This is a genomic window from Klebsiella sp. CTHL.F3a (assembly GCF_019890895.1).
GTDB classification, from domain to species: Bacteria; Pseudomonadota; Gammaproteobacteria; order Enterobacterales; family Enterobacteriaceae; genus Klebsiella; species Klebsiella grimontii.
On sequence record NZ_CP082360.1, the window covers coordinates 2,562,998 to 2,585,612 of the forward strand.

A 22,615-nucleotide genomic window follows, 5' to 3' on the forward strand; every position below is an offset into this window, starting at 1 on the left:
TTCCTTCAACTTACTTTTATAAATTAAAAAATTTTAAACATTTAATGCGTGATAGTTTTACATTAATTTTACAAATGAATATGATTCCTTACGTTCTTCGCTCTGTCCGGGAGCGTCCAACTAACATGATATGCGGTCTGTGCTCTTATCTATTCGATAAGGCGCTATTTATATTAGATGTTTTGGTTTTTTCGACTGAAGTCGTATGGAATGAACTATGGACGAACGACAAGGTAGCGGGAGAGGGATTTTCTTCACCGTTTACCGATTACTCTTTGTATTACTCAGCTTTGGCATTGGACTCTTTTTCACTTTCTGGGGAGGCAAACTCCTCTCTCTCGGCGGCAGCGCCTGGTATCTGTTAGCTGGTCTCGCTTATCTACTTATCGCCGTCGGCTATCTCATCCGCAGCCGCTATGTCCTGCCTTTTGCCATTCTGACTTTCCTGTTGACCCTTTGCTGGGCGCTGTATGAAGTGCAGTTCAGCTACTGGGGCCTGATCCCGCGGCTGGTGGTTCCCGCGCTGATGCTGATGCTGGCCCTGTGGCTGGCGGCGACGCTGCCAATGCGGCCTGCGCGGCGGCGCTACGCCAGCTGGAGCGCCTCGGCGATTTTCCTGCTGCTGCTGGCGACCCTGGTATCAGCGTTTTACCCGCACGGCGCTATTCATAACGGCGTAGTCAAAGCGAGCGGCGACGCAACGCCGACCCTCGCGTCGAAAAACGATAATTGGGCGTTTTTTGGTCGCGATGCCTCCGGTACCCGTTTTGCGCCGTACGAAGAGATTACGCCGCAAAACGTCAAAAATCTGAAAGTGGCCTGGACGTACCACACCGGCCGCCGTCTTACCGGCGCCGGCATTGGCGTCGATGAAAATACCCCGTTGCAAATTGGCGACACGCTCTACTCCTGTACGCCGCTGAACGTTGTCACCGCGCTGGATGCGGATACCGGGAAAGCGCGCTGGCGTTTTGACCCGCACGCAGGTACCGCCGAACACGTCACCTGCCGCGGCGTTGGCTATTACGATGTACAAAGCGATGATTCGCTGAGCGCGGAAGAGAAGGCCAGCCCGGCGCTGCAGCAGTGCCCGCAGCGTATCCTGGTGTCGACCGTCGACGCCCGGTTGATCGCCCTGAACGCCAAAACCGGCGAACCGTGCGATGACTTTGGCGAGCATGGTAGCGTCGATCTGAAGCAGGGGATGGACAATACCGAAAACAGCAAACGCTACCACCCGACCTCGACGCCGGTGATTATGGGGCATATTGCGGTACTCGGCGGCTGGGTGCGCGATATCGTGCATGGCGAACCCTCCGGCGTGGTACGGGCGTTTGACGTACGAAACGGAAAGGTGGTGTGGGCGTGGGACGTTGGTCAGCCGGAAAACGTTACCGACCCGGTAAAAGGTCGCGTCTATACCCTCGAAACGCCGAACGTCTGGACAGTGCCGGGCTTTGATAAAGAGCTGAACCTGATTTATTTGCCAACCGGTAACGGTCCGCCGGACTACTGGGGCGGCGATCGCAACGCGGCCAAAGAGAAATACGGTTCTTCCGTGGTGGCGGTGGACGCCAGCACCGGCGAGACGAAGTGGGTCTTCCAGACCGTACATCATGATATCTGGGACTATGACCTGCCGTCGCAGCCGGTGCTGTTCCATATGAAAAATGAGCGGGGCGAAGAGGTTCCGGTCCTGATCCAGACTACCAAAACCGGGCAGATCTACGTGCTTGACCGTCGCAGCGGTAAGCCAGTGACCCGGGTAGAAGAGCGGCCCGTCGCCCGCGACGGCGCGGAAGGCGAACATCTCTCCGCCACTCAGCCGTTTTCCACCGGCATGCCGCAGCTGGGCGTCGAGCCGCTCACCGAGAAATCGATGTGGGGCGTGACGCCGTTCGATCAGCTGATGTGCCGTATCGATTTCAAAGAATCGACGTATCTGGGGATGTATACGCCGCCGTCAGAGAAACCGTATATCGAATGGCCAAGCCTGCTGGGCGGCATGAACTGGGGCGGCATGACTATCGATGAGCGCACCGGAACGCTGTTCGTCAACGATATGCGTATGCCGCTGAGAATGTCGCTGGTGCGGAAAGAGGATATGGCGAAATATAAAGTCTCCACCGACGAGGTGCCGGGCTTTATGGGGACCGTGCGTCCGCAAATCGCCGGGCCATACGGCGGCGTGCGGATCGATATTTTGCAGTCGGCGCTGGGCGTCCCCTGTAATACCCCGCCGTTTGGCACCATGAGCGCCATCGATCTCAATACTCGTCAGCTGATGTGGCAGGTCCCGATGGGGTCGGTGGAGGATACCGGGCCGCTGGGGCTGAAAACGCATATGCATATCCCGCTGGGGATGCCGACGCTGGGCGGCCCGACGTCAACCGCATCCGGTCTGGTGTTCTTCGCCGGAACCCAGGATAACTACCTGCGCGCGCTGGATTCCGCCACCGGTAAAGAGCTGTGGCGCGCCCGTCTGCCAGTAGGCGCCGTGGCGGCGCCGCTGATCTATAAATCACCGAAAAGCGGTAAAGAGTACGTGGTGATCTCCGCCGGGGGCGCCAGCCACTCGCCGGACGTGGGCGATGATATTATCGCCTTCGCGCTGGAGGAGTAATTAACCCCGATTGGCGCTTATGCAGCAGCCGCCCCTTTGTGGGCGGCTTTTTTTATGGTCTGAAGCCTGGCCGGCGCTAAACCACATGGCAGGCGACGCGGTGGCCGTCGGCGACCTCCCTTAATCCCGGGATTTCGCGCCGGCAGCGGTCGCTGGCCTGCGGACAGCGGGAGGAAAAGCGGCAGCCGGCGGGCGGCCTCGACGGATCGGGTATTTCACCTTGCACTACCGCCAGCGGCTCGCTATTCGGATCGAGGGTCGGGACCGCCGCCAGCAGCGCCTGCGTATACGGATGCAAAGGCCGGCTGAATAGCGCATCGCGACTGGCGGTCTCCACCAATTGGCCGAGGTACATCACCGCCACGTCATCGCACAGATGCTCTACCACGCCGAGGTCATGGGAGATAAACAAAAACGTCACCCCATGGTCGTCGCGCAGATCGGAAAACAGATTAATAATCTGTGCCTGAATCGACACATCGAGGGCCGAAATGGGTTCATCGGCAATAATAAAATCCGGGTTTAGGATCAGTGCCCGGGCAATGCCGATGCGCTGGCGCTGGCCGCCGGAAAACTCGTGCGGAAAACGATGGTAGTGCTGCGGCGCAAGACCGCAGATGCGCATGACATCAATGGTTTTGTCATACAGCTCCTCCCGGCGACACAGCTTGTGCTCCAGCATCGCTTCACCGATGGCGTCACCGATGCGGATCCGCGGGTTTAACGAACTGTAGGGATCCTGAAACACCAGCTGGATTTTCGGGCGCAGCGCGCGCATTGCACGCGGCGACAGTTCGGAAAGCTCCTGACCGCGAAACTTGACGCTACCGGCGGTCTTCTCATACAGCCCCAGCAGCGTACGGCCAACGGTGGTTTTCCCGCTGCCGGATTCGCCCACCAGGCCAAAAATCGTTCCCCGGCGAATTTTAAAGCTCACGCCATCCACCGCCCGCAGTTCGCCGGTCTGCTGACCGAACAGCCCGTCGCGCAGCGGGAAGTACTTTTTCAGCCCATCCACTTCAATCACGTATTCATGACTCATATCACGGACTCCGCGAGTTCACTATAAAAGCAGGCCGCCTGTTGGGTTTGCCCCACCAGCGGCGGAACGCCCTGGCGACAGCGCGCGGTCGCGTTGGCGCAGCGTTCGGCGAAGGCGCACCCGGCGGGCAGGGCGGCGAGGTCCGGCACCTGGCCAGGGATCGAGTAGAGGCGGCGGCGCCGTTCCCCCGGTACCGGACGGGAGGCAATCAGCCCCTGGGTATAGGGATGCTGCGGGTTGCGCAGAATATCGGCGGTCGCGCCCTGCTCGACGATCCGCCCGGCGTACATCACCACGACGTGCTCGGCCATCTGCGCGATGACCCCGAGATCGTGAGTAATCAGCATCATCGCCATCCGGTTGGCCCGCGCCTGGTCGCGCAGCAGGCGCAGAATTTGCGCCTGCACGGTCACATCCAGCGCGGTCGTCGGCTCATCGGCAATCAGCAGCTTCGGCTGACAGCTCAGCGCCATGGCGATCATCACCCGCTGCAGCATGCCGCCGGAGAGCTGATGTGGATAGCTGGCCATCAGGCTCTCCGCCCGCGCCAGCCCGACATGGGCGAGCAGCGCGGTAGCGTGCCGCCATGCGGCTTTCGGCGACTCGCCTCGGTGACGAATCAGCGGTTCGCACAGCTGCTCGCCAACGGTGAGTACCGGGTTCAGGGCGGTCATCGGCTCCTGAAAAATCATCGCCAGCTGATTGCCGCGCAGGTCGGACATGCGGGCCTTATTCAGCCGTAGCAGGTCCTGGCCCGCGAAAAGAATCTCTCCGCCGTCAATGCGAGCCGCCTGCGGCGGCAGCAGGCCCATTAACGACAGGGCGGTGACGCTTTTGCCGCAGCCGGATTCGCCGACCACGCCCACGGTCTGCCCAGCGTGGATAGAGAACGACACCTCCTGCACCGCGCGTACCCGGCTTTTGTCGGCGGCAAACGAGACCGAAAGCTGATTAAACGTCATTAACGGGCGACTCATTTCAGCCTCTGTTTCATTTTGGGATCCATCGCGTCGCGCAGGCCGTCGCCCAGCACGTTGATGGCAATAACGGTGATAAAAATGGCGATCCCCGGCGGCATCCACAGCCAGGGACGGCGCTGAAAGTCGATCAGGCTGTTGGCGGCGTCCATCATATTGCCCCACGACGGCGTTGGCGGCACCACCCCAAGCCCGAGGTAGCTGAGCGCCGACTCGCTGAGAATGGCGTTAGCCACCGCCATGGTCGCCATCACCACCAGAATCGGTACCGTATTCGGCAGCAGATGACCAAACAGGCGGCGTCGTGCCGACAGCCCCAGCACCTGGGTCGCCAGCATAAAGTCGCGCTCGCGCAGGGAGAGGCACTGTCCGCGCACCAGCCGCGCCAGCTTCGGCCACTCCAGCAGGCTCAGCATAATCACCACCATATAGATACGTGAGTCCGGCGAGAAATCGAGTTCGGACAGCATCGCGCCCGCGACAATCAGCAGCGGCAGGCCGGGGATGGTCATCACCAGGTCGGCAAAACGCATAATGAGTTTATCGGTCAGGCCGCCGGCGTAGCCAGACAGCGCGCCGAGCAGATAGCCAAGGGCGACCGACAGCAGCATGGTCAGCAGGCCAATAATCAGCGAAATGCGCCCGGCCAGCAGCAGGCGGGTATAGATATCGCGACCGAGAAAGTCGGTGCCCAGCCAGTGCGCCGCGCCGGGCGGCTTGTTGATCATCAGGGCGTCGGTGGCGTCGTCTTGCCACGGCGACCACAGCGGCCCCAGGACGCACCACAGGGCCATGACCGCCAGCAGCAGCAGGCACAGCATCGCCAGCCGGTTGCGGCGCAGCGCCCGCCAGGCCTGATGCCAGGGGGACGGGGTCACCTGGGCCAGCGCCGGGATTTCCGCCTTACGCAGGCGTCGGCGGGAAGAGAACAGAGAGCTAAGCATCAGGACCTCACGCGAATGCGCGGGTCGGCCCACGCGTAGAGCACATCGGCAATCAGGTTGCCAAGAATAGTGAGCACCGCCAGAAAAAGGGTGAAGCCCATTAACACCGGGTAGTCGCGGGCGGCCAGCGAATCGATATGAATATGCCCGGCCCCCGGCCAGTTAAACACTTTTTCGGTGATGATCGCCCCGGAGAAGAGTCCCGGAAGCTCGAAGCCGAGCAGGGTGATGATCGGCAGCAGGGCGTTACGCAGGGCGTGCTTGAGGATAACCGTGCGTTCGCGCAGCCCTTTGGCGCGGGCGGTACGGATAAAATCCATTTTCACCACATCGAGCATGCTGGCGCGAAAATAGCGGGTCAGGCTCCCCGCCTGGAGCATCACCAGCGCCAGTACCGGCAGCGCCAGATGGGCGGCGACCTGCAGCACATACTCCCAGCCGCTGTCGTCGCTGCCGGTATTGGTCATGCCCCCCACCGGTAGCCAGTGCAGATCGACGGCGAACCATTTGATCAGCAGCAGGCAGAGGAAAAAGGTCGGGAACGACATGGCGGCGAACACCGCGACGCTCACCAGATGATCGAATGCAGAATTGGGCTTCAGCGCCGAGATCACGCCCACCGTCAGGCCAATTCCCCAGTAGAACACTAGCGCCACGCTGGCCAGCAGAAAGGAGTTCCAGATGTACTGGTTGAGCAGCTGACTGACCGGGATCTGGTACTGCAGCGAGAACCCCAGATCGCCGCGCAGCAGCTGGCCGAGCCAATGGAGATAGCGGGTGAGCAGCGGCTGATCCAGGCCGTAAATGGCTTTCAGTTCGGCGGCGCGAGCGGCGGTGAGGGTGATATTGCCATCGATAAAATCGCCCGGCGTTTTGGCAAACAGCATAAAAATGATAAAGGAGGCCAGCAGCAGCATCGGCAGCGTTTGCAGCAGCCGTCTCAGGATGAAATTTCTCATGACATTCTCACGTCAGCCGCCGGGAGGCCCGGCGGCTCAGGATTACTTAACGATTTTGACATCCGGCAGGCTGCCGGTCAGGCCGTTGTAGATATCCGGTTTGAAGCCGCTAACCCGGGCGCTGCTCGCCGAGAGAATTTCGCGGTAGCCGAGCAGGATCACCGGCGGGTCCTGCGCCAGCACCTGATACAGCCGGTGGTAGATTGGCTTACGTTTTTCCACGTCGAGCACCGAGTTGCCTTCGGTTATCAGCTTGTCAACCTGCGGATTGTTATAGCCGGACTCTTTCGCTTCCGCGCTGTAAAAATCCCACACGCCATCGTGCGGGTCATTAAGGGTGCTGGTGCTGAACGATGCCAGGTCGTAATTACCCGATTTACGCTGCGCCATCAGGGCGTTGAAGTCGACCACCTGCGGTTTTAACAGCACGCCAATCTGCTGCCAGTTCTCTTTGGCGATGGGGATCAGCGCATCGTTGAGCACTTTCTTGCTGACCAGCAGGGTTAACTCGAGGCGTTTGCCATCTTTAACGCGGATACCGTCCGCACCCGGTTTCCAGCCGGCTCCGTCAAGCAGCTTTTTCGCCTGCGCCGGGTCATAGTGATACGGGTTCACCCCATCGGCGTTCCAGGCCCAGGAGATCGGCGCGATAGGCTCAATCGCCACTTTACCGTAGCCCTGGTAGACCACATCAATCAGCTTCTGGCGGTCGAGGCCGTAAATCAGCGCCTGGCGTACCTTCACGTCCTTCAGCGCCGGGCGGCGGAGGTTAAATTCCACCTGGCTGTAGTCGCTGGAACCGTAGAGGTTGATATTGGCAAAACCGAGCATTTTCAGCTGTTCGATATCATCAGGACGCGAGGTAAAGGCGTCGTAGTCGGTTTCGCCCGTCTGGAAGAGCTGGAAGTTGGTCGACGGGTTGGTCACGCGATAAATAAAGCGCGGAGTCGGCGGGGTTCCGCGATAAAAGTGGCTGTTGGCGTGGAAACGAATCTCCTGGCCGGGGATGTATTTGTCGTAAACGTAGGGACCGTTGCCCAGCGGTTTGCCGTGCAGGGTGCGCAGATAATCGAGATTCCCGCGCTGGTAGCCTTTGCCGTAATAGGCTTTGGAGAGGACCGGGCCGCCAATTTTTGCCAGCGTCGTCGCGCCCGGTTGGGTGGTGGTTACCTGGAGCGTTAAGGGATCAATCACTTTCAGGCCGCTGACGCTATCGGCTTTCCCCGCCTTGTAGTCCGCGCCGCCGGCGATATTGGCGAGCGTAATATCGGTATCGCCATCGTATTTCGGGTCCAGCAGCACGGTGAGGGTAAAGGCGACATCCTCGGCGGTCAGCGGCGAACCGTCGCTAAAGGTCAGGTTGGGACGCAGCTTGATGGTGTAGACCTTGTTATCCGAACTGACCGTCCAGCTTTCGGCGAGGCCCGGCACCAGCTTGCCGTGGCTGTCCCAGTCGATCAGGCGCGAGAAGATGACGTTGGTGACGTTCTCATCCCAGCCGTTGACGAAGAAGTAGGGGTTAAATATACCCTGCGGCTCGGAGATGCCGGCCACGACGGTATCTTTGCGCAGCTTCGCCGCCGCGGGGATCTGGCTGGCATCGCTGGCCGGGGTGATCCCTTCTTTTAAAATGTCGTCGGCGATGGCGACAGAAGAAAATGCCACCGCGCCGCCGAGCAACGCTATTTTCAGAGCAAGCGCGAACCGCGTTTGTTTGGTTTTTAACCCGTGCAGTAGTCTGGACAAAAGTGCTCCCTCATCAATTGATTGCGTTGAGTATTTACAAATCATGACGAAAGATAAGAGGCGCATCGCAGCCTGTCTAACAACGAAAGGCTATGGCTTATAGCAATTTAGCATTAGCTATAATTCTGCATTAATCTGCCATTTTTGTGCTAAGCGCCAGCGTTCTCTGCTGTCTGCGGGGGAGAGAAAGGGGAAGGGCCGCCATCCGGCCGCAATGCTGCGGTAAGCAGTACGTAGCGTGCGGCGACCGCGGGCAGGCCCGGAACGTAAGCCGAAAGTTTATGGCGTCTGCCAGAGCGTATCCGGTTCGGAAAACCCCTCTTCGACCCGGGCGAAAAAGCGGCTGGCGTGCAGGCCGTCGACGAAGGCGTGATTGAATCTGCCCGCGACCGGGATAATGCCGTTTTTGAGCTTGCCCCAGGTGAGGGCGGGTACCGCTGCGCCGACGTAATACTCGGCGTGGGTCATGGCGCTGAAATGCAGCCATGGCAGGCAGCTGGCGCAGAAGAAGTTCTCGCCGTTGACGATAAGCGGCGCCGGCGCGGTCCGTTTCGCCGCGTCAATCTTCGGCGTAGCCGCAGCGCTAAAGGCGGCAAAGTCAGCGGCGTTATCGCACCAGACCTGGCGAAAACCTTCCTGCGCGGTCATCACCGGCGTCATCACAGCCAATTGATCATATTCGACAATCTCGTCGTCCAGCAGCCGCTGCTTAAGCTGTGGCACGTCGTTTGCCGCGCGCACCAGCCCGTAGAGCGCCAGCTGGAAAAAAGAGACGCCGCGATCTTTAGCGCATTCGTATAGCCGCTGCGCCTCGACGGGAACGCAGAGATTAAAGCTGGGGTTGGCAAAACCGCGATAAAAATCAAAATGATCTTTTCGCGGCCAGTGTTGTTTGTCGATTACGCGATAGTTGGCCACGGGCCTCTCCTGTTGGCTGACTTTCCTTCACTATGCGACGATTTCAATCAGGTTGCCATCGGGGTCTTTGATCACCGCTTCATAGTAGCCGTCACCGGTGGTTCGCGGTGGGGAAACCAGTATTCCCTGCGCGTCGGCGCGTTTCGCCAGCCTGTCGACATTTTCCGCGCCGCCAACGCTTATCGCCAGGTGCACCCAGCCAGTACGGTTATTATCCGCCGTCAGTGCGACCAGCCCCGGCTTGGTCATCAGCTCAATGGCAACGTTGTCGCCAATCTTGACAAAAAAGGACTCAAAACCGGGGTTGGTTTGGCTGCAGTACTTCTCATTGATCTCGCCGTCGAAAAACGACACCCAAAAATGGGCCTGTTGCTCAAGCTGGCGGGTCCATAGAGCGATGTGGGCAATTTTCATAGCAAACCTCTTGATAGGGTGAGTTGACAGTCAGGGCCGTAATGCACGATCATGCACTTTGTTGCTCGATGAAGATTTAATCAGGAGTTACTTGTGCTCGATTATGCTGCTTTCCCCAAACAACGACAAGCGCTTATTTGCCAGATTCTGCAGGAGAACGGCAGAGTGGTTTGCGCCGAGCTTGCCGACCGCCTTAACGTCTCCGAGCATACTATTCGCCGTGATTTACATGAACTTAGCCGGGAAGGGTACTGTAAAAAGGTCTACGGCGGCGCGGTGATGACCCTGCCGGAGGCGGGGGACTATAGCGAGCGCAAAGAGAAAAATACGGCGACAAAAAGCAGGATCGCGCAGAAGTGCGCAAAGCTGGTGAAGCCCGGCGGCTGCATTTTTATCGATACCGGCACCACCAATCTGGCGATGGCGGAAGCGTTACCAGCGGAGCTGGCGTTAACCGTGGTCACCAATTCTCCCGAGATCGCCGCCGTCCTGCTCAAGAAACCGCTGTACGATGTGGTCATGCTTGGCGGTCAGATCCAGCGGGCCAGCGGCGGCTGCGTGGGCGCCTCCGCGGTGGCGCAGATTCAGGGTATGCTTTTCGATCAGGGTTTTATCGGCGGCTGCGCTATGGCGCCCGAGTCTGGCCTGACGGGTTTTGACTACGCCGACTGCGAATTTAAAAAAGCGGTGATCAAGCAGTGCAGCGAAATCATAGTCGGCCTCACCTCCGATAAGATCCCGGCGGTGGCGCGCTTTATGGTGGTCGAAAGCAGCGCCATTGATGTGCTGGTGGTCGAGGAGAACATCAGTCGGGAATATCGCGACGCGTTCAGCGAACACGATATTCGTATTTACACCGTTTAAGCGCCGTATGGACTTACTTTGACAACGACGTGGCAATCAGGCGCAGGCCGAGGGCGCCCAGCACCGTGGCGGTGAGGATATCGATCTTACGCTTCATGCGCAGATAGACGCCGCGCGGTCGGGCGGAAGAGAGCACCAGGGCCACCAGCGAATACCAGCTGACGTCGATCAGAAAGCTCATCAGCGGCACGATATAGTAAAATGCCAGCGGGATGCGCTCCGGCAGCAGGGCGGTAAAAATAGAGGCGAATACCAGCGCCGTTTTTGGGTTGCTCAGCTGGGTATACAGACCATCGCGGAAGGTTTTCAGCAGCGAATGTTCCGCCGCCATGCCACCTGCCGCAAAATCCATCGGCTGCGCCGCGCCGCGGTAAATTTTATACCCCAGCCAGAGCAGATAGAGGCCGCCTGCGACCTTCAGGCCAATAAACATTTCCGGCACTGCGGTCAGAACTTTTTGTAACCCCAGCATGGCCATAATCGAAAAGATGGCCGCTCCCGCGCCGGTGCCCAGCGCGGTGACCAGACCGTGCGTTCTTGAGCGCGCAACGGCGTTGCGGGCAACGTAAATGAAGCTCGGGCCGGGACTAATCACGCCCATAATAAGGACGGCGGCAAGGGCCATCAGGCTGGATAAGAACATAAACGCTCCTGGTTGACGTTGAGCGCTAAAGTCGTATCTGGCTCCGGCTCATGATTGATTTCGCTCTCAAAAAATAAACAATCTTTACCCCTCTGTCACCCAACTTTGCGGGGTGATGTTTAGTTGCCCGTTCGAATAACGATTCCCATTTCGCGCGTCGGTGATAAACTGACTAAATGTGATCTTTGTCATATCGTCATTAAAACAGAGAAAAGAGACACTGCTATGCAACATATCATTGAGGGCTTCCTCAACTTCCAGAAAGAGATCTTCCCGCAACGTAAAGAGCTCTTCCGCAGCCTGGCATCCAGCCAGAATCCTAAAGCGCTGTTTATCTCTTGTTCAGATAGCCGCCTGGTGCCGGAGCTGGTGACCCAGCAGGAGCCGGGGCAGCTGTTTGTGATCCGTAACGCCGGGAATATCGTGCCCTCTTTCGGTCCTGAGCCGGGCGGGGTTTCCGCCACCATCGAGTATGCCGTCGTCGCCCTGGGCGTGACCGATATCGTCATTTGCGGCCACTCCAACTGCGGCGCGATGAAAGCCATCGCCACCTGCCAGTGCCTGGACCCGATGCCTGCCGTCTCCCACTGGCTGCGCTACTCCGACGCGGCGAAAGCGGTCGTGGAGAAGAAAACCTGGGCCAACGAGACCGATAAAGTCAACGGAATGGTGCAGGAAAACGTCATCGCCCAGTTGAACAACATCAAAACCCACCCGTCGGTTGCCGTGGGCCTGCGCGATAGCACGCTGCGTCTGCACGGCTGGTTCTACGATATTGAAAGCGGCGATATTCGCGCGCTGGATAAAAACAGCAAGACCTTCGTGTCGCTGTCGGAAAACCCTGACGTCTATTTCGAATAAACCTCCCGCAGGGCACGGAAGCCCTCGTTCCCGCCTTATCTGCCATACTTATTACTCCTGCGTAGTCTGTTTTTTTAAGGGGAAGTAATGATCAAGCTGTGCGCAACCTGCGGCACTTCTTACGACGACGGCGACAACACCCTGAGCCGGTGCCGTATCTGTGAGGATGAACGTCAGTACGTCCCGGCCAGCGGCCAGACATGGATTGCATTAGAGACTCTGGTTCGCACTCACGTGAATAAGTGGCGGCAGCATAGCGGCGAGCTGTTGAGCATCAAGACGGTACCGAAATTTGCCATCGACCAGCGCGCGTTTCTGCTGCTCACCCCGCAGGGGAATATTCTGTGGGACTGCATCGCCAATCTGGACGCGGCGACAAAAACCCTGATCGCCGCGCTGGGCGGGATAAAAGCGATCGCCATTTCTCATCCTCATTACTACACCACGATGCAGACGTGGGCGGAAGCCTTCGACGCGCGAATCTACCTTCATGCCAGCGATCGCGAATGGATTATGCGCGATAGCCCGGCAATCACGCTGTGGGAAGGGGATGCGCTGGAGATCCTCCCTGCGGTGCGGTTGCTGCGTCTGGGCGGGCATTTCGCCGGTGGCACCGTTCTGCACTGGGCAAAAGATGATGGCATCATGCTGGCGGGCGATATCATCCAGGTGACGCCGGGGGCGCACGCCGTTTCGTTTATGTGGAGCTATCCCAATTTGCTGCCGCTCGCGGCAGCCAGCGTCGAGAAGATCGTTGAGCGTCTGGGCGATACGCCCTTTGAAGCGCTGTACGGCGCCTTCGAGGGACAGAACGTCACGAAAAATGCCCGGCAGATCGTTTTAGATTCAGCGCAGAAGTATCTCGCCTGCCTGAATACGACGGCGCACCGCTGAGGGCGCGCCGCCTGCGGCTTATACCACGCCGTCGCCGCCATCGGAGCACCACACCTGGCCGGAGGTGAAGGAGCAGGCGTCGGAAGCCAGGGTTACGTACAGCGGCGCAATCTCCACCGGTTGGCCGGGGCGGCCTAGCGGCGTATCGGCGCCGAACTGACGAACTTTCTCATCCGGCTGGCCGCCGCTTGACTGCAGTACCGTCCAGTAGGGGCCGGGGGCGACGGCGTTAACCCGAATGCCCTTCGGCCCCAGCTGTTTGGCCAGCGACTTGGTGAACGCCACCAGGCACGCTTTGGTTTGCGCATAGTCCAGTAGGATGGGGCTTGGCTTAAAGGCCTGGACTGATGAAGTATTAATAATCGCGCTGTGTTCTTTAAGATGACGCAGGGCGGCTTTAGTGATCCAGAAGGCCGCATAAACGTTGGTTTTGAAGGTGGCGTCAAAGTCGGCGGTGGTCAATTCTTCCAGCGATTCGCAGTATTGCTGGCGTCCGGCATTATTGACCAGAATATCCAGCCCGCCGAGTTCGCTGACGGCCTGTTCGACCAGGGTTTCGCAGAAGGATTCGTCGCGCACATCTCCCGGAATCGCGACGGCCTGACGTCCTTCGGCCTCAATGAGAGCAATCACGGTTTCCGCATCGGACTCCTCTTCCGGCAGATAGTTGATCGCCACATCGGCGCCCTCTCGGGCGAAGGCGATCGCGACCGCGCGACCAATCCCGGAATCGCCGCCGGTAATCAGGGCGCGTTTGCCGGCGAGTCGACCGGCGCCGACATAGCTCAGTTCGCCGTGATCCGGCTGCGGCTTCATCTCTTCGGCAAGACCTGGCGGCGATTGCGGTTGGTCAACAAACGGGGGACGGGGATACTTCGCGGTATTATTAGCGTAATCGCTCATACTGACCTCCTCGTGTTAAAAGATTAAGCGTAGTTGCCTGGTCAGCCAGTGGTGGAATATCGAGGAATATTTGAACAGCTTCGCTTTTAGAATTTTTGCGCTTTTATTCATCTCCGAACGGTAATTCACTGATTGCCGGGAAACTTTTAAAAATGAGAAGCGACGGCAGCGTTGGCCATTTTAGGATTATTCTATCGCAAGCCTGACGGTATATTTAGGCGGGGATTAATACTGCCTGGCGCTCATATTTACGCGGGCGCTGAAAACATTAAAAATATTTCCCGATGATTCATCAGGCACGGAACTTGTGAAAATGAATAGTAGCAACCAGACTTATTAAGACAAAAGAAAAATACGCTGGAGGTATTGCTGATGAAAAAATTACTGGCTGTTATTTTCTGTTCGCTGATGGCGCAAGGCGTCTACGCCGCGGATGAAGGTGGGTTTAAAAAAGAGGCTGCTCCACCTCCGCCGCATAAAATTGATGATGGCTATCGCGGGACTGAAGATGGTCGGATCATGACCGTGCGCCAGGCGCTGGATATGCACGATGGGGCAACCATTTCATTACGCGGCAATCTTATTGAGCAGCACGGCGACGATCGCTACAGCTTTCGCGATAAAACCGACACCATTGCGCTAATTATTCCCGCCGCGGTTTTTGATGGCCGCGAAGTGAAGCCCGATCAGATGATCAGCATCAACGGCAGCCTTGATAAAAAAATGACGCCGCCGGTGGTGCGGGTGGATCGGATCCAGAAATAATCGCTTAGTCAGGAGAAATGCATGTCCGTAAAAAATCCAGCCGACCCGGATAAGCGGGGCCGTCATCCGTCGAAAGAGGACCCGCGCGAACAGGGGGAAGTGCCGAGAAAAAGAGATGACAGCGAAGATCATAAAAAAGATCCCTGGCATCCGCAGTCCGGAAAGCGCTAGAACGGCCGCCCGTGAGGGCGGCTCGGGTTAAAAATCGATTGGCGACAAACGGCGGCGGGAGCGGCTAGCCGGCGTAGATATGGCCTTCGCTATCGCCGCGCCGATTTCCGCGCAGGCGGTGATCCCCTGAACAAAAGGCTGGTCGTGCATCAGCCAGGGGATGGCGGCAAAGGCGATGCGTCCGCGTACCTCAGAGGGCTCCAGTAACGTATAATCGTCTCCGACTTCCGGGATATCTTCGCCGGTCGCCAGCAGTTGCTCCCTTAGGTGCGGGAAGGGCAGATCTTTATTTTTCAGCGGTTTTTGCCCTCTGGCATCAATAAACACATCAAACGTATAGCGATTTTGTTCGCTGGTAAGCACCGTCTTTTCATGCTCTACCGCCATCTCATAGTTGTGCCCTAAGGCGAGAATACTGATGACGCCCGCTTCGCGCAGCGCCAGCAGTCGGCGGATAGACTCCGAAGGAATGGCTGCATAGCAGTCGATAAAGACCCGCGCAAGGCCATTTTTGAAACGCTCCCGGTCATGGTCATTAAGGTGAGGCACCATCGCCTGAACGGCTTCATGCAGCCGCAGGATCGCGTAGCGCCAGGGAACCGTATATCGCGCGCGCTTGTTGCGCTCAACTTCTTCGAGGTTATCCAGCGCCCAGTGGAACGGATTATGCTGCTGGCGCTTAGCGAACCACGCCTCGCTGAAGCTGTCTGCATTCAGGCTGTGAAGGGCGATATTTTCGCTCCATAGGGGGTCGGCAAGCGCGATTTCCTTCGCTACCAGCTCAAAGGCGCGATCGAGCAGACCGTCGCTCCCCGCGGCGATGGCGTGTTCCATCGCGCTTTCGCTCACGATACTGAGCGGCTCCCAGGGAATAGGACAGTAAAAATCCGCTTCGGGAAGAATGCCGGAGCGCGACATCAACACGATTTTTAGCGCTTCGCTTGCCTCGTCCAGCCTGAAAGAGAGGGCGTCATCGTCGGACCCAATAAAGCGGCCGTGCTGGACGGCGACGGCCATCGCGGCATCAATCCCGCTGAGCGAGGTGCCCATAATCCCCACCCGGCAGGGGGGAATGCTGGCCTCCATGAGGCCGGACCACGGGCTGGGAAACCAGGTGCGCGTCGACTCTTCTTCGTCGGGCCAGACGTGGCCGGTGGCGACCACCGCGAGGTCAAAGGCTTCGTCGACCGGCTCATCTTCGACCCACATCCTCACCCCTTCTGCGGTCGCCTGCAGGTCGCTGACCCGGCAGGACTCATTGACCCGGATGTGAAAGCCCTGTTCTCTGGCCTCGGCGACCAGGCCAAGGAACTGGTCGCGAAAGTATTCGCCCAGCAGGATGCGCGGCAAAAATTGACGATCGTGCAACCCCTCATAATCGACGCCATAGCGCGCAAGGTGCGTCCGGCTCTGGGCCTTCAGCCAGTCGAGATAGGTGTTCTGGAGAGGCGGGATTTCAATACTGGCGATATTGGCCAGCATCATGCGCGAGTTTTCTTCATCGCTATAGGGCATGCCCACGCCTGCTTCCTCAGCCTGTTCGTAAATGGACACGTCCAGCGGCTCACCGCATTTAAGGAGTGAAAACAGGGTATAAATCCCGGTTGGACCGGCGCCGATAATGGCAATTTTCTTCATATAACTGACCCGCCGTTGTTGTTATCACATTTGTTGTCGGTGGCCTTCCGCCAGTTGAAAAGCTCCACGATAAATCATTTCCGGATAAGGGAAATCTGGCAGGATAATTGTGGTTCAAAATAAGGAAGAGAGCCAATCGCTGGCGGGCCTCTTCCTGGTGGTTAGTTACAGCGTTGCGGCTTCAGAACCAGGTTTCGAGCTGGGCGCCGAAGAATAGCGTACCCGCGCTGTGGTATCCGGCGCTGCCGAAGGTGTCCGTGGAGGAGTAGCCATCCAGCGCGTTGTCCCAGCGCATCCAGGTGGCAAAAAAGCGGATTTCCGGGCGCTCAAAGAAGTCCGTCACGTTCTGCAGCTTGAAGGTGGGGGCAAACGTCAGCTTGTAGTAGCTGCCGCTGGCGGGTCGGTTACCGTTAAAACCTTTCGGGTCGATATCCATATACTGATAACTGCTTTCGTACTGCAGGGCGAAGTTCTGATTGATCTGCTGGATGACCCGGGCGTTCAGCGTCACCCAGTTATAATGGTCAGCGTCGATATAGCGGCTATTACTACTCTGCGCGACGATCAGCGGTGCAATGCTCAGGCTGTCGGTAAGCGCGGTCATCCCATAGGTGGCAAACTTGATGGTCCAGGCCGGACTAATCAGATAGCCGTCGGAACCCGGGCCGCGTACTTCCGCCCCCAGCGCGCGGCCATACAGCAGCGCCGTTTTCGTGCTCCCCGGGCGCAGTCCGTAGAAGCTGTCGCCGTGCCAGGCCAGCATAGTGTTAAACCCTTGCGAGGCTGCTTTATCCGAAGCCAGCCCATCGTTTATCCGTTTATTATTGTCCTGCGAGTAGAGCCCGTTGAGCATCCACTGTAATTTGCCCAGCCTGTTGTTAAGCGAGAAGGTGTAGTTTTGAATATAGGTGTTATCCGCTCCGGTCATATTGTTATATTCAACGTTGTCCATTGTCTCGATGTCATTGAAATTACGCCCGTATACCGCAAGATTGGTTTTTATATCCCCCGCGAAATTGACATCATAAATACCGGCGCCGGTACCGATTAAATTCATCATATCGGAATCAAGCCAGTGAATATCGAAATTATCCCGGTCTTCGCGCTTTCCGGCCCACAGCGTCGCCTGTTTAAATGCGCCGCTAAATGCGGGCATATCGCTCATTTCAACAAACGCCTGCCGGACGTTCATCTGGCCGTTGAAGGAACTATCCGTATTATAGGTTTTATCCCATTCGGCTATTTTCATGTAATAACGCAGCTGGCTATTATTATCATATTTTCGTCGGTAGTTGATATCGGCAGTAACATAGGTATCTGATTCATTACCCAGGCGCCCGACGCTGCCGCCGGTGCTGCCCGCAGGCGTCAGGGAAGGTCCCACGGTGGTGGTGGTACCTTTACTGGTTAATATTCCGCTGCGCGCGTAGCCGCCGAATTTAATCTCTTGATTGTTATCTTGCGCGACCAGAGACTGCGGCGGCGTACTTTTTATTCGCGCTAAATCTTGCTCGGTTTTATGTTCTACGGCCTGTAATCTTTCTTGCGCGTGCGCCGCATTTTTTTCGGCGCTCGCCGCTCTCTTTTCCGCGCTATCTATTTTTCGCGTCGCATCCTGTAACTGGATGCGCGATTGTTTTAATTCGGCCTCGAGTCTTTCGAGCCGGGCGTTAATTTCACTCAGGGTCGTATCCGCAGCAGCGGCGGATGCTGGCAAAGCCAGCGCGCAAAGCGTAAGCATATAGGCTTTCATCATTAAGACCTGTATCGGGGTCGCTGTGCTCTGGACGTGCGGGTGCAGAGCACAGGTTACTGTGCCATTGAAATGGGTGGTTTAATCGGGTATTAAATTATTTTTCGGGCTGTATTAGTTTTTACGCCTCTTTGGTGGGTTTATTGGTTTTGACAAAAATGAAAGTCATTATAAAGGCAAAGATAAAGACGGCGATCCCGACGGTGATATAGGTAATAAACTGATAGCGATCGTAGAGATACATCAGCGGCGACAGCAGCACTGCCAGGCCGTAAGAGTTGGCTTTAATCGATAGCAGCGACAGGACCATGCCGCCCAGTGCTGAACTGGCGAGCATCACCATAATTGCGCGGAGTCCGGACTGCATCACAATACCGAATAAAGCCGGTTCTGAAACGCCTAATAGCTGGGTCAGAGTGGCGGAAATACCGGCGGTTTTAAACGCGACATTTTTCGCTTTCACCGAAATAGCCAGACACACGGCGGCGTTGGCAAACCCATACATCGCGCACACCGTAATCAACGGGTTAAACCCGGTGCCGGCAATGAGCGAGGTTTCGATCATAATAAACATATGGTGCATCCCGGTCATCACGGCAATCGGATAGATAAAGCCGATTAACAAACCGCCGATACCCGCAGGTAGGGTCAGAAACTGCTGGATAGCCATCACCGCATAGTGTTCAAAACCATGTACCAGCGGCCCTAAAACCAGCAGCGCGATGGCCACCGCGATCAGGATGACGATAAACGGCGTGAAAATCAGATCCATTGAGTTCGGCATTACCCTGCGGAAGAAAATTTCCAGCTTTGCGCCAATAATGCCGGTGAGCAGGGCGGTTAAAATAGACCCCTGATAGCCCACCAGCGGAATAAAGCCAAACACATAAATCGGGCTGCTGTGGCCGTAGGCGACGTCGTAGGCGTTGGGCAGCGCAGGGGAGACCAGCATCAGGCCGATTAAAAAACCGATAATCGGCGTCCCGCCAAATTTCTTAAACGCCGACCAGCAAATAAACGCCGCCAGAAAAGCGAAAGCGGTGTCGCAGAGCACCGTGGTCAGCGTTTGCAGAGCTGCCGGGATCTCATGGACGCTGCCGCCAAACCACGCCTGGACGGTATCGTTAAAAATGACCCCCTTCAGGCCAAGAAACAGACCGGTGGCCCCGAGGACCGGGACAATCGGCACGAAGACATCCGATAAATTGCGAATTCCCCGCTGTAACCGGCCCGTACTCTGCTTCGTCATTTCGTCCTTGCTGATTTCGGCCACCTGGTATTCGTTGACAAATTCCTGATAAACTTTATTAACGATCCCGGTTCCAAGGATTATCTGATACTGGCCTGAATTAAAAAATACGCCTTTGACTTCGCTAATATTGCGGATTCTATCGTCATCAATTTTCTGCCGATCTTTAACCTGCAAACGTAATCGCGTGGCGCAGTGGGTTGCGGAGGCAATGTTTTCCTTGCCGATGGTATTTACGATCTCAATGGCGATATTTTTATATTTGTTCATATTTAACTCATTCCTTAACGAGAATGGTTTGATAGGGTTTCAGGGTTGCGCCAGCGTCGGCATAATTATTGAGGACAATCTCACCTGCCGGGAGCGTAAAAGGCAGAGGTTGCGCGCTCAAATTGGTTATCGAGATGAAACGCTCTGTCTCCGTTGTCCGTTCGTAAGCAACGATACGATCGTCAACCTCCTCAATGGCGGCGAATGAACCATAGATCAGCGCCTGCGGATAGTGCCTATTTCGCAAGGCAATCATGGTCCGGTAAAACGAGAATACCGATTGTGCATCGTTTATCTGGCTTTGCGCGTTGACGCTGAAGTCGGTTGAGGAAAACGCCAGCCAGGGTTGTGCACCCTGGTTAAATCCGCCGTTGGGGCTCTTCGACCACGGAAAAGGGGTTCGCGAATTGTCGCGGGAGCGCTGGTTGATAAAACCCAGCGCCTGCTCTTCTGAGAAACCTTCCGCCAGGGAGCGATAGTAATTATCAATACTGGAAATATCGTCAAACTCGTCGATCGATTGCCGGCGGAAATTTTTCATCCCCAGCTCCTGGCCCTGATAAATAAATGGCGTCCCCTGCATAAAAAAATACATCGCGGCCAGCGCCGTGGCGCCGACATCATTCTGATAATCAGCGTCGCGGATAAGCTTGGACAGCGCGCGTGGCTGGTCGTGGTTTTCAATAAACGTTGTTCCCCAGCCTGCCTGACAAAAGGCGCGCTGGCTGGCAAAGAGCGCTTCTCTGAATTCTCGAACGCTCCAGCTGCGCTGTTTAAACCATTCCGAACCGTTTTCGACGTCGATATCGGCAGCGTGAAAATCGAAAATCATATTGAAGTAGCCGTCGGGCCCAATATAGCTGGCGTACTCTTCCAGGGGGACGCCCGGCGCCTCGCCCACGGTTACGCAGCGGCGGCGATTGAAGGTGCGTGCTTTTAGCTCATTAAGGAACCGTTCAATACCCGGACGATTGCGCGATTTACTTTTAATAGATACCAGACCATCAATACCGTCTGCGGGCAGAGAGGCATAGTCCTGATCCTTTTTAATAAAGGTAATGGCGTCGATGCGAAAACCAGCGATGCCTTTATCCAGCCACCAGTTAATCATGGCGTAGATTTCCTCGCGCAGCTGCGGGTTTTCCCAGTTGAGGTCTGGCTGCTTTTTATGAAAAACGTGCAGATAGTAGTTCTCTTCGCCAGCCACTTTTTCCCATGCGCTGCCGCCAAAAATCGATCGCCAGTTATTTGGCGCGCCTCCCGCCACGGCGGGTTTAAAGATGTAGTAATCACGATATTTCGATTGAGGGTCGGCCAGCGCGGCCTGAAACCAGCGATGCTCATCGCTGGTATGGTTGACTACCAGATCGACCATCACCGCAATTCCCAGCTCGCCAGCCTGTGCAATCAGGTCGTCCACATCCTGCATCTGGCCTAAATCGGGATTCACCGCGTAGTAGTCCGCGATATCGTAGCCGTTATCCGCATCCGGCGAGCGGTAGAACGGCGAAACCCATATCATGGTGATACCAAGCGTTTTAAGATACGGCAGTTTGGCGATAATGCCCCGAATGTCGCCCACGCCGTCGTTATTGCTGTCATAGAAGCTTTTTGGGTACACCTGATAAATCACGGCTTCTTTCCACCATGCGCCTTTTTGTGATTGATTCATTATTTCTCCTGAGTATGAAATCGATACCATATTGAGTGAAAAAAATTATGCGGAGGCCCTGATAACCAGCTCTGATTTCAGGTCTTCCTCGTCATAGCGATATTGCGTGTGGTTAATCAGGGCCAGCAGGCGTTCCACGGATATGCGACCTAGTTGCTCGATAGGTTGGCTAACGGTGGTGAGCGGAATAGGGACCATTTCGGCCACGGGGAGGTTATCAAAGCCCATTACCGCCAGTTCTCCGGGAATGCTCACCCCTTTCGCTGTCAGCGCGGAGATCACGCCGCAGGCAACCTCATCGCTACCGGCGAAAATCGCGTCAGGGCGCTCGCCTTTAGCCATTTGTAGAATTTGCTCGGCCAGACGCTGCCCGTCGCGCCAGGTATGGACGTGGCGGAAAATCAGCCGCTCGTCAATGGACTGCTGCCCTTGCTGCATGGCGGCAATAAAGCCGCGGTTTCTTCTGCTGCCGTGGCCCTTTTGCTGGAATGCGCCGCCGGTAGAGTAGGCGATTCTTTTATAACCTTTGTGCAGCAGCCAGCTGACCGCGTTATAGGTCGCCAGTTCATCGTTCATTCTGACCACAGGCAGAGTGGTGTCATCGATGCTGGTGTTGCACAGCAGGATCGGGCCATATTTCTGATATTGCTCAATAACGTCTTTATCACTTTCGACGGCGCACAAGATAAGGCCGTCGATAATTTTTTTCTTCAGCAGGTCGAGACAGTTTTCTTCTTCGCCCGCGCTATTGTGGTTCTGGACGATCAGCACTGAATAGCCGTTTTTTCGCGCCGTGACTTCAAGGGCGTCGACCAGGCTGGCAAAAAACGGGTTGGTTATCCTGGAGATAAGCACGCCAATGCGGTGGGTTTTCACGCCGCGCATCTGCTGTGCGACGGTGCTCGGCTCGTAATCCAGCTCTTTCATGGCTGCGAGGATTTTTTCCTTTTTATCTTCAGAGATATAAGGATGATTGTTCAGGAAGCGGGATACCGTCGTGACCGACAGACCGGCTTTTACAGCGACGTCTTTTATGGTTGCCATGGTAGTTATGAAATCGATATCACATGAGCATAAAGTATTTTTGCTCAGGGTTCGGGTCAACCGCCTTTTTGTAAAACATGATCTGACTCACAAGAAAGTTAACGACACGCTCTCCGCGTCGCGCGCAAAGCGCTGTGGATGAGAGGGGTTAAGCTTGCGATTCGGATCCTTATTCCCGCTTCGCTAACGCGATATACCCCTCCGGTTGCAATCATGGCTGCCAGGTGACGTTCTATGAATAACAAGCGGGATGTCCCATTTGCTA

At 56.5% G+C, this 22,615-nt stretch carries 20 protein-coding genes; 6 read left to right on the forward strand and 14 right to left on the reverse strand.

The annotated features are described in order from the left end of the window. Nucleotides 1–217 precede the first annotated feature (217 nt). Nucleotides 218–2,623: a membrane-bound PQQ-dependent dehydrogenase, glucose/quinate/shikimate family gene (locus K7H21_RS12040; protein ID WP_004119354.1), complete on the forward strand. Its 2,406-nt coding sequence runs from the start codon at nt 218–220 to the stop codon at nt 2,621–2,623. Between the two features lie 76 nt (nt 2,624–2,699). On the opposite strand, the gene K7H21_RS12045 is transcribed toward K7H21_RS12040, so the two are convergent. The 7 genes from K7H21_RS12045 to K7H21_RS12075 all read right to left on the reverse strand — a co-directional run bounded on the left by K7H21_RS12045 (nt 2,700) and on the right by K7H21_RS12075 (nt 9,623). Continuing rightward, complete coding sequence (locus K7H21_RS12045; protein WP_112164823.1) at nt 2,700–3,665, reverse strand: ABC transporter ATP-binding protein; 966 nt, start codon at nt 3,663–3,665, stop codon at nt 2,700–2,702. Beyond that, complete coding sequence (locus K7H21_RS12050) at nt 3,662–4,642, reverse strand: ABC transporter ATP-binding protein (protein WP_004119358.1); 981 nt, start codon at nt 4,640–4,642, stop codon at nt 3,662–3,664. Before K7H21_RS12050 ends, K7H21_RS12045 begins: the two co-directional genes overlap by 4 nt. Further along, nucleotides 4,639–5,586, reverse strand: a complete 948-nt coding sequence (gene opp4C / locus K7H21_RS12055; RefSeq protein WP_370512256.1) for an oligopeptide ABC transporter permease — start codon at nt 5,584–5,586, stop codon at nt 4,639–4,641. The genes K7H21_RS12050 and opp4C overlap by 4 nt, the downstream gene beginning before the upstream one ends. After that, the gene (locus K7H21_RS12060; protein ID WP_049114367.1) at nt 5,586–6,545 is read right to left on the reverse strand and encodes an ABC transporter permease; all 960 of its coding nucleotides are present in this window, start codon (nt 6,543–6,545) and stop codon (nt 5,586–5,588) included. Before K7H21_RS12060 ends, opp4C begins: the two co-directional genes overlap by 1 nt. 42 nt (nt 6,546–6,587) lie before the next feature. After that, nucleotides 6,588–8,291 carry an ABC transporter substrate-binding protein gene (locus K7H21_RS12065; RefSeq protein WP_223035802.1) on the reverse strand — a complete coding sequence of 568 codons (1,704 nt, stop codon included), beginning with the start codon at nt 8,289–8,291 and terminating at the stop codon, nt 6,588–6,590. Nucleotides 8,292–8,570: 279 nt separating this feature from the next. Further along, nucleotides 8,571–9,209 (reverse strand): CatA-like O-acetyltransferase, family 1, encoded by a 639-nt coding sequence (locus K7H21_RS12070; RefSeq protein WP_049114371.1) that lies wholly within the window; start codon nt 9,207–9,209, stop codon nt 8,571–8,573. Nucleotides 9,210–9,239: 30 nt separating this feature from the next. Continuing rightward, nucleotides 9,240–9,623 (reverse strand): VOC family protein, encoded by a 384-nt coding sequence (locus K7H21_RS12075; RefSeq protein ID WP_004119372.1) that lies wholly within the window; start codon nt 9,621–9,623, stop codon nt 9,240–9,242. Between the two features lie 93 nt (nt 9,624–9,716). On the opposite strand from K7H21_RS12075, the gene K7H21_RS12080 reads away from it, so the two are divergent. Beyond that, nucleotides 9,717–10,487: a DeoR/GlpR family DNA-binding transcription regulator gene (locus K7H21_RS12080; protein WP_004119375.1), complete on the forward strand. Its 771-nt coding sequence runs from the start codon at nt 9,717–9,719 to the stop codon at nt 10,485–10,487. A 13-nt stretch (nt 10,488–10,500) separates the two neighbouring features. Here K7H21_RS12080 and K7H21_RS12085 read toward each other — a convergent pair whose 3' ends face one another. Further along, the gene (locus K7H21_RS12085) at nt 10,501–11,130 is read right to left on the reverse strand and encodes a LysE family translocator (protein WP_004119378.1); all 630 of its coding nucleotides are present in this window, start codon (nt 11,128–11,130) and stop codon (nt 10,501–10,503) included. 225 nt (nt 11,131–11,355) lie between these two features. Here K7H21_RS12085 and K7H21_RS12090 point away from each other — a divergent pair, with 225 nt between their 5' ends. Together K7H21_RS12090 and K7H21_RS12095 are read left to right on the forward strand one after the other, a co-directional pair. After that, nucleotides 11,356–11,991 (forward strand): carbonic anhydrase, encoded by a 636-nt coding sequence (locus K7H21_RS12090; RefSeq protein WP_004119381.1) that lies wholly within the window; start codon nt 11,356–11,358, stop codon nt 11,989–11,991. An 87-nt stretch (nt 11,992–12,078) separates the two neighbouring features. Next, nucleotides 12,079–12,885 (forward strand): MBL fold metallo-hydrolase, encoded by an 807-nt coding sequence (locus tag K7H21_RS12095; RefSeq protein WP_154901902.1) that lies wholly within the window; start codon nt 12,079–12,081, stop codon nt 12,883–12,885. Between the two features lie 18 nt (nt 12,886–12,903). Here the strand turns inward: K7H21_RS12095 and K7H21_RS12100 are convergent, their stop codons facing one another. Continuing rightward, nucleotides 12,904–13,788, reverse strand: a complete 885-nt coding sequence (locus tag K7H21_RS12100; protein WP_004119389.1) for an SDR family oxidoreductase — start codon at nt 13,786–13,788, stop codon at nt 12,904–12,906. A gap of 372 nt (nt 13,789–14,160) precedes the next feature. On the opposite strand from K7H21_RS12100, the gene K7H21_RS12105 reads away from it, so the two are divergent. Then, complete coding sequence (locus tag K7H21_RS12105) at nt 14,161–14,553, forward strand: YdeI family stress tolerance OB fold protein (RefSeq protein WP_004119392.1); 393 nt, start codon at nt 14,161–14,163, stop codon at nt 14,551–14,553. Between the two features lie 21 nt (nt 14,554–14,574). Then, nucleotides 14,575–14,724: a hypothetical protein gene (locus tag K7H21_RS12110; protein WP_004119395.1), complete on the forward strand. Its 150-nt coding sequence runs from the start codon at nt 14,575–14,577 to the stop codon at nt 14,722–14,724. Between the two features lie 27 nt (nt 14,725–14,751). Here K7H21_RS12110 and K7H21_RS12115 read toward each other — a convergent pair whose 3' ends face one another. The 5 genes from K7H21_RS12115 to K7H21_RS12135 all read right to left on the reverse strand — a co-directional run bounded on the left by K7H21_RS12115 (nt 14,752) and on the right by K7H21_RS12135 (nt 22,350). Beyond that, nucleotides 14,752–16,362 carry an FAD-NAD(P)-binding protein gene (locus K7H21_RS12115; RefSeq protein WP_223035803.1) on the reverse strand — a complete coding sequence of 537 codons (1,611 nt, stop codon included), beginning with the start codon at nt 16,360–16,362 and terminating at the stop codon, nt 14,752–14,754. A 181-nt stretch (nt 16,363–16,543) separates the two neighbouring features. After that, a complete protein-coding gene (locus K7H21_RS12120; protein ID WP_049113546.1) occupies nt 16,544–18,118 on the reverse strand; it encodes a carbohydrate porin in 1,575 nt (524 codons plus the stop codon). Between the two features lie 118 nt (nt 18,119–18,236). Continuing rightward, entirely contained in the window at nt 18,237–19,634 is a 1,398-nt protein-coding gene (locus tag K7H21_RS12125; RefSeq protein WP_049113548.1) for a PTS transporter subunit EIIC, read from the reverse strand. A 7-nt stretch (nt 19,635–19,641) separates the two neighbouring features. Next, complete coding sequence (locus K7H21_RS12130) at nt 19,642–21,306, reverse strand: glycoside hydrolase family 13 protein (protein ID WP_154901904.1); 1,665 nt, start codon at nt 21,304–21,306, stop codon at nt 19,642–19,644. 45 nt (nt 21,307–21,351) lie between these two features. Then, nucleotides 21,352–22,350, reverse strand: coding sequence for a LacI family DNA-binding transcriptional regulator (locus tag K7H21_RS12135; RefSeq protein ID WP_087828207.1), 999 nt, complete (start codon nt 22,348–22,350; stop codon nt 21,352–21,354). Nucleotides 22,351–22,615 lie beyond the last annotated feature (265 nt).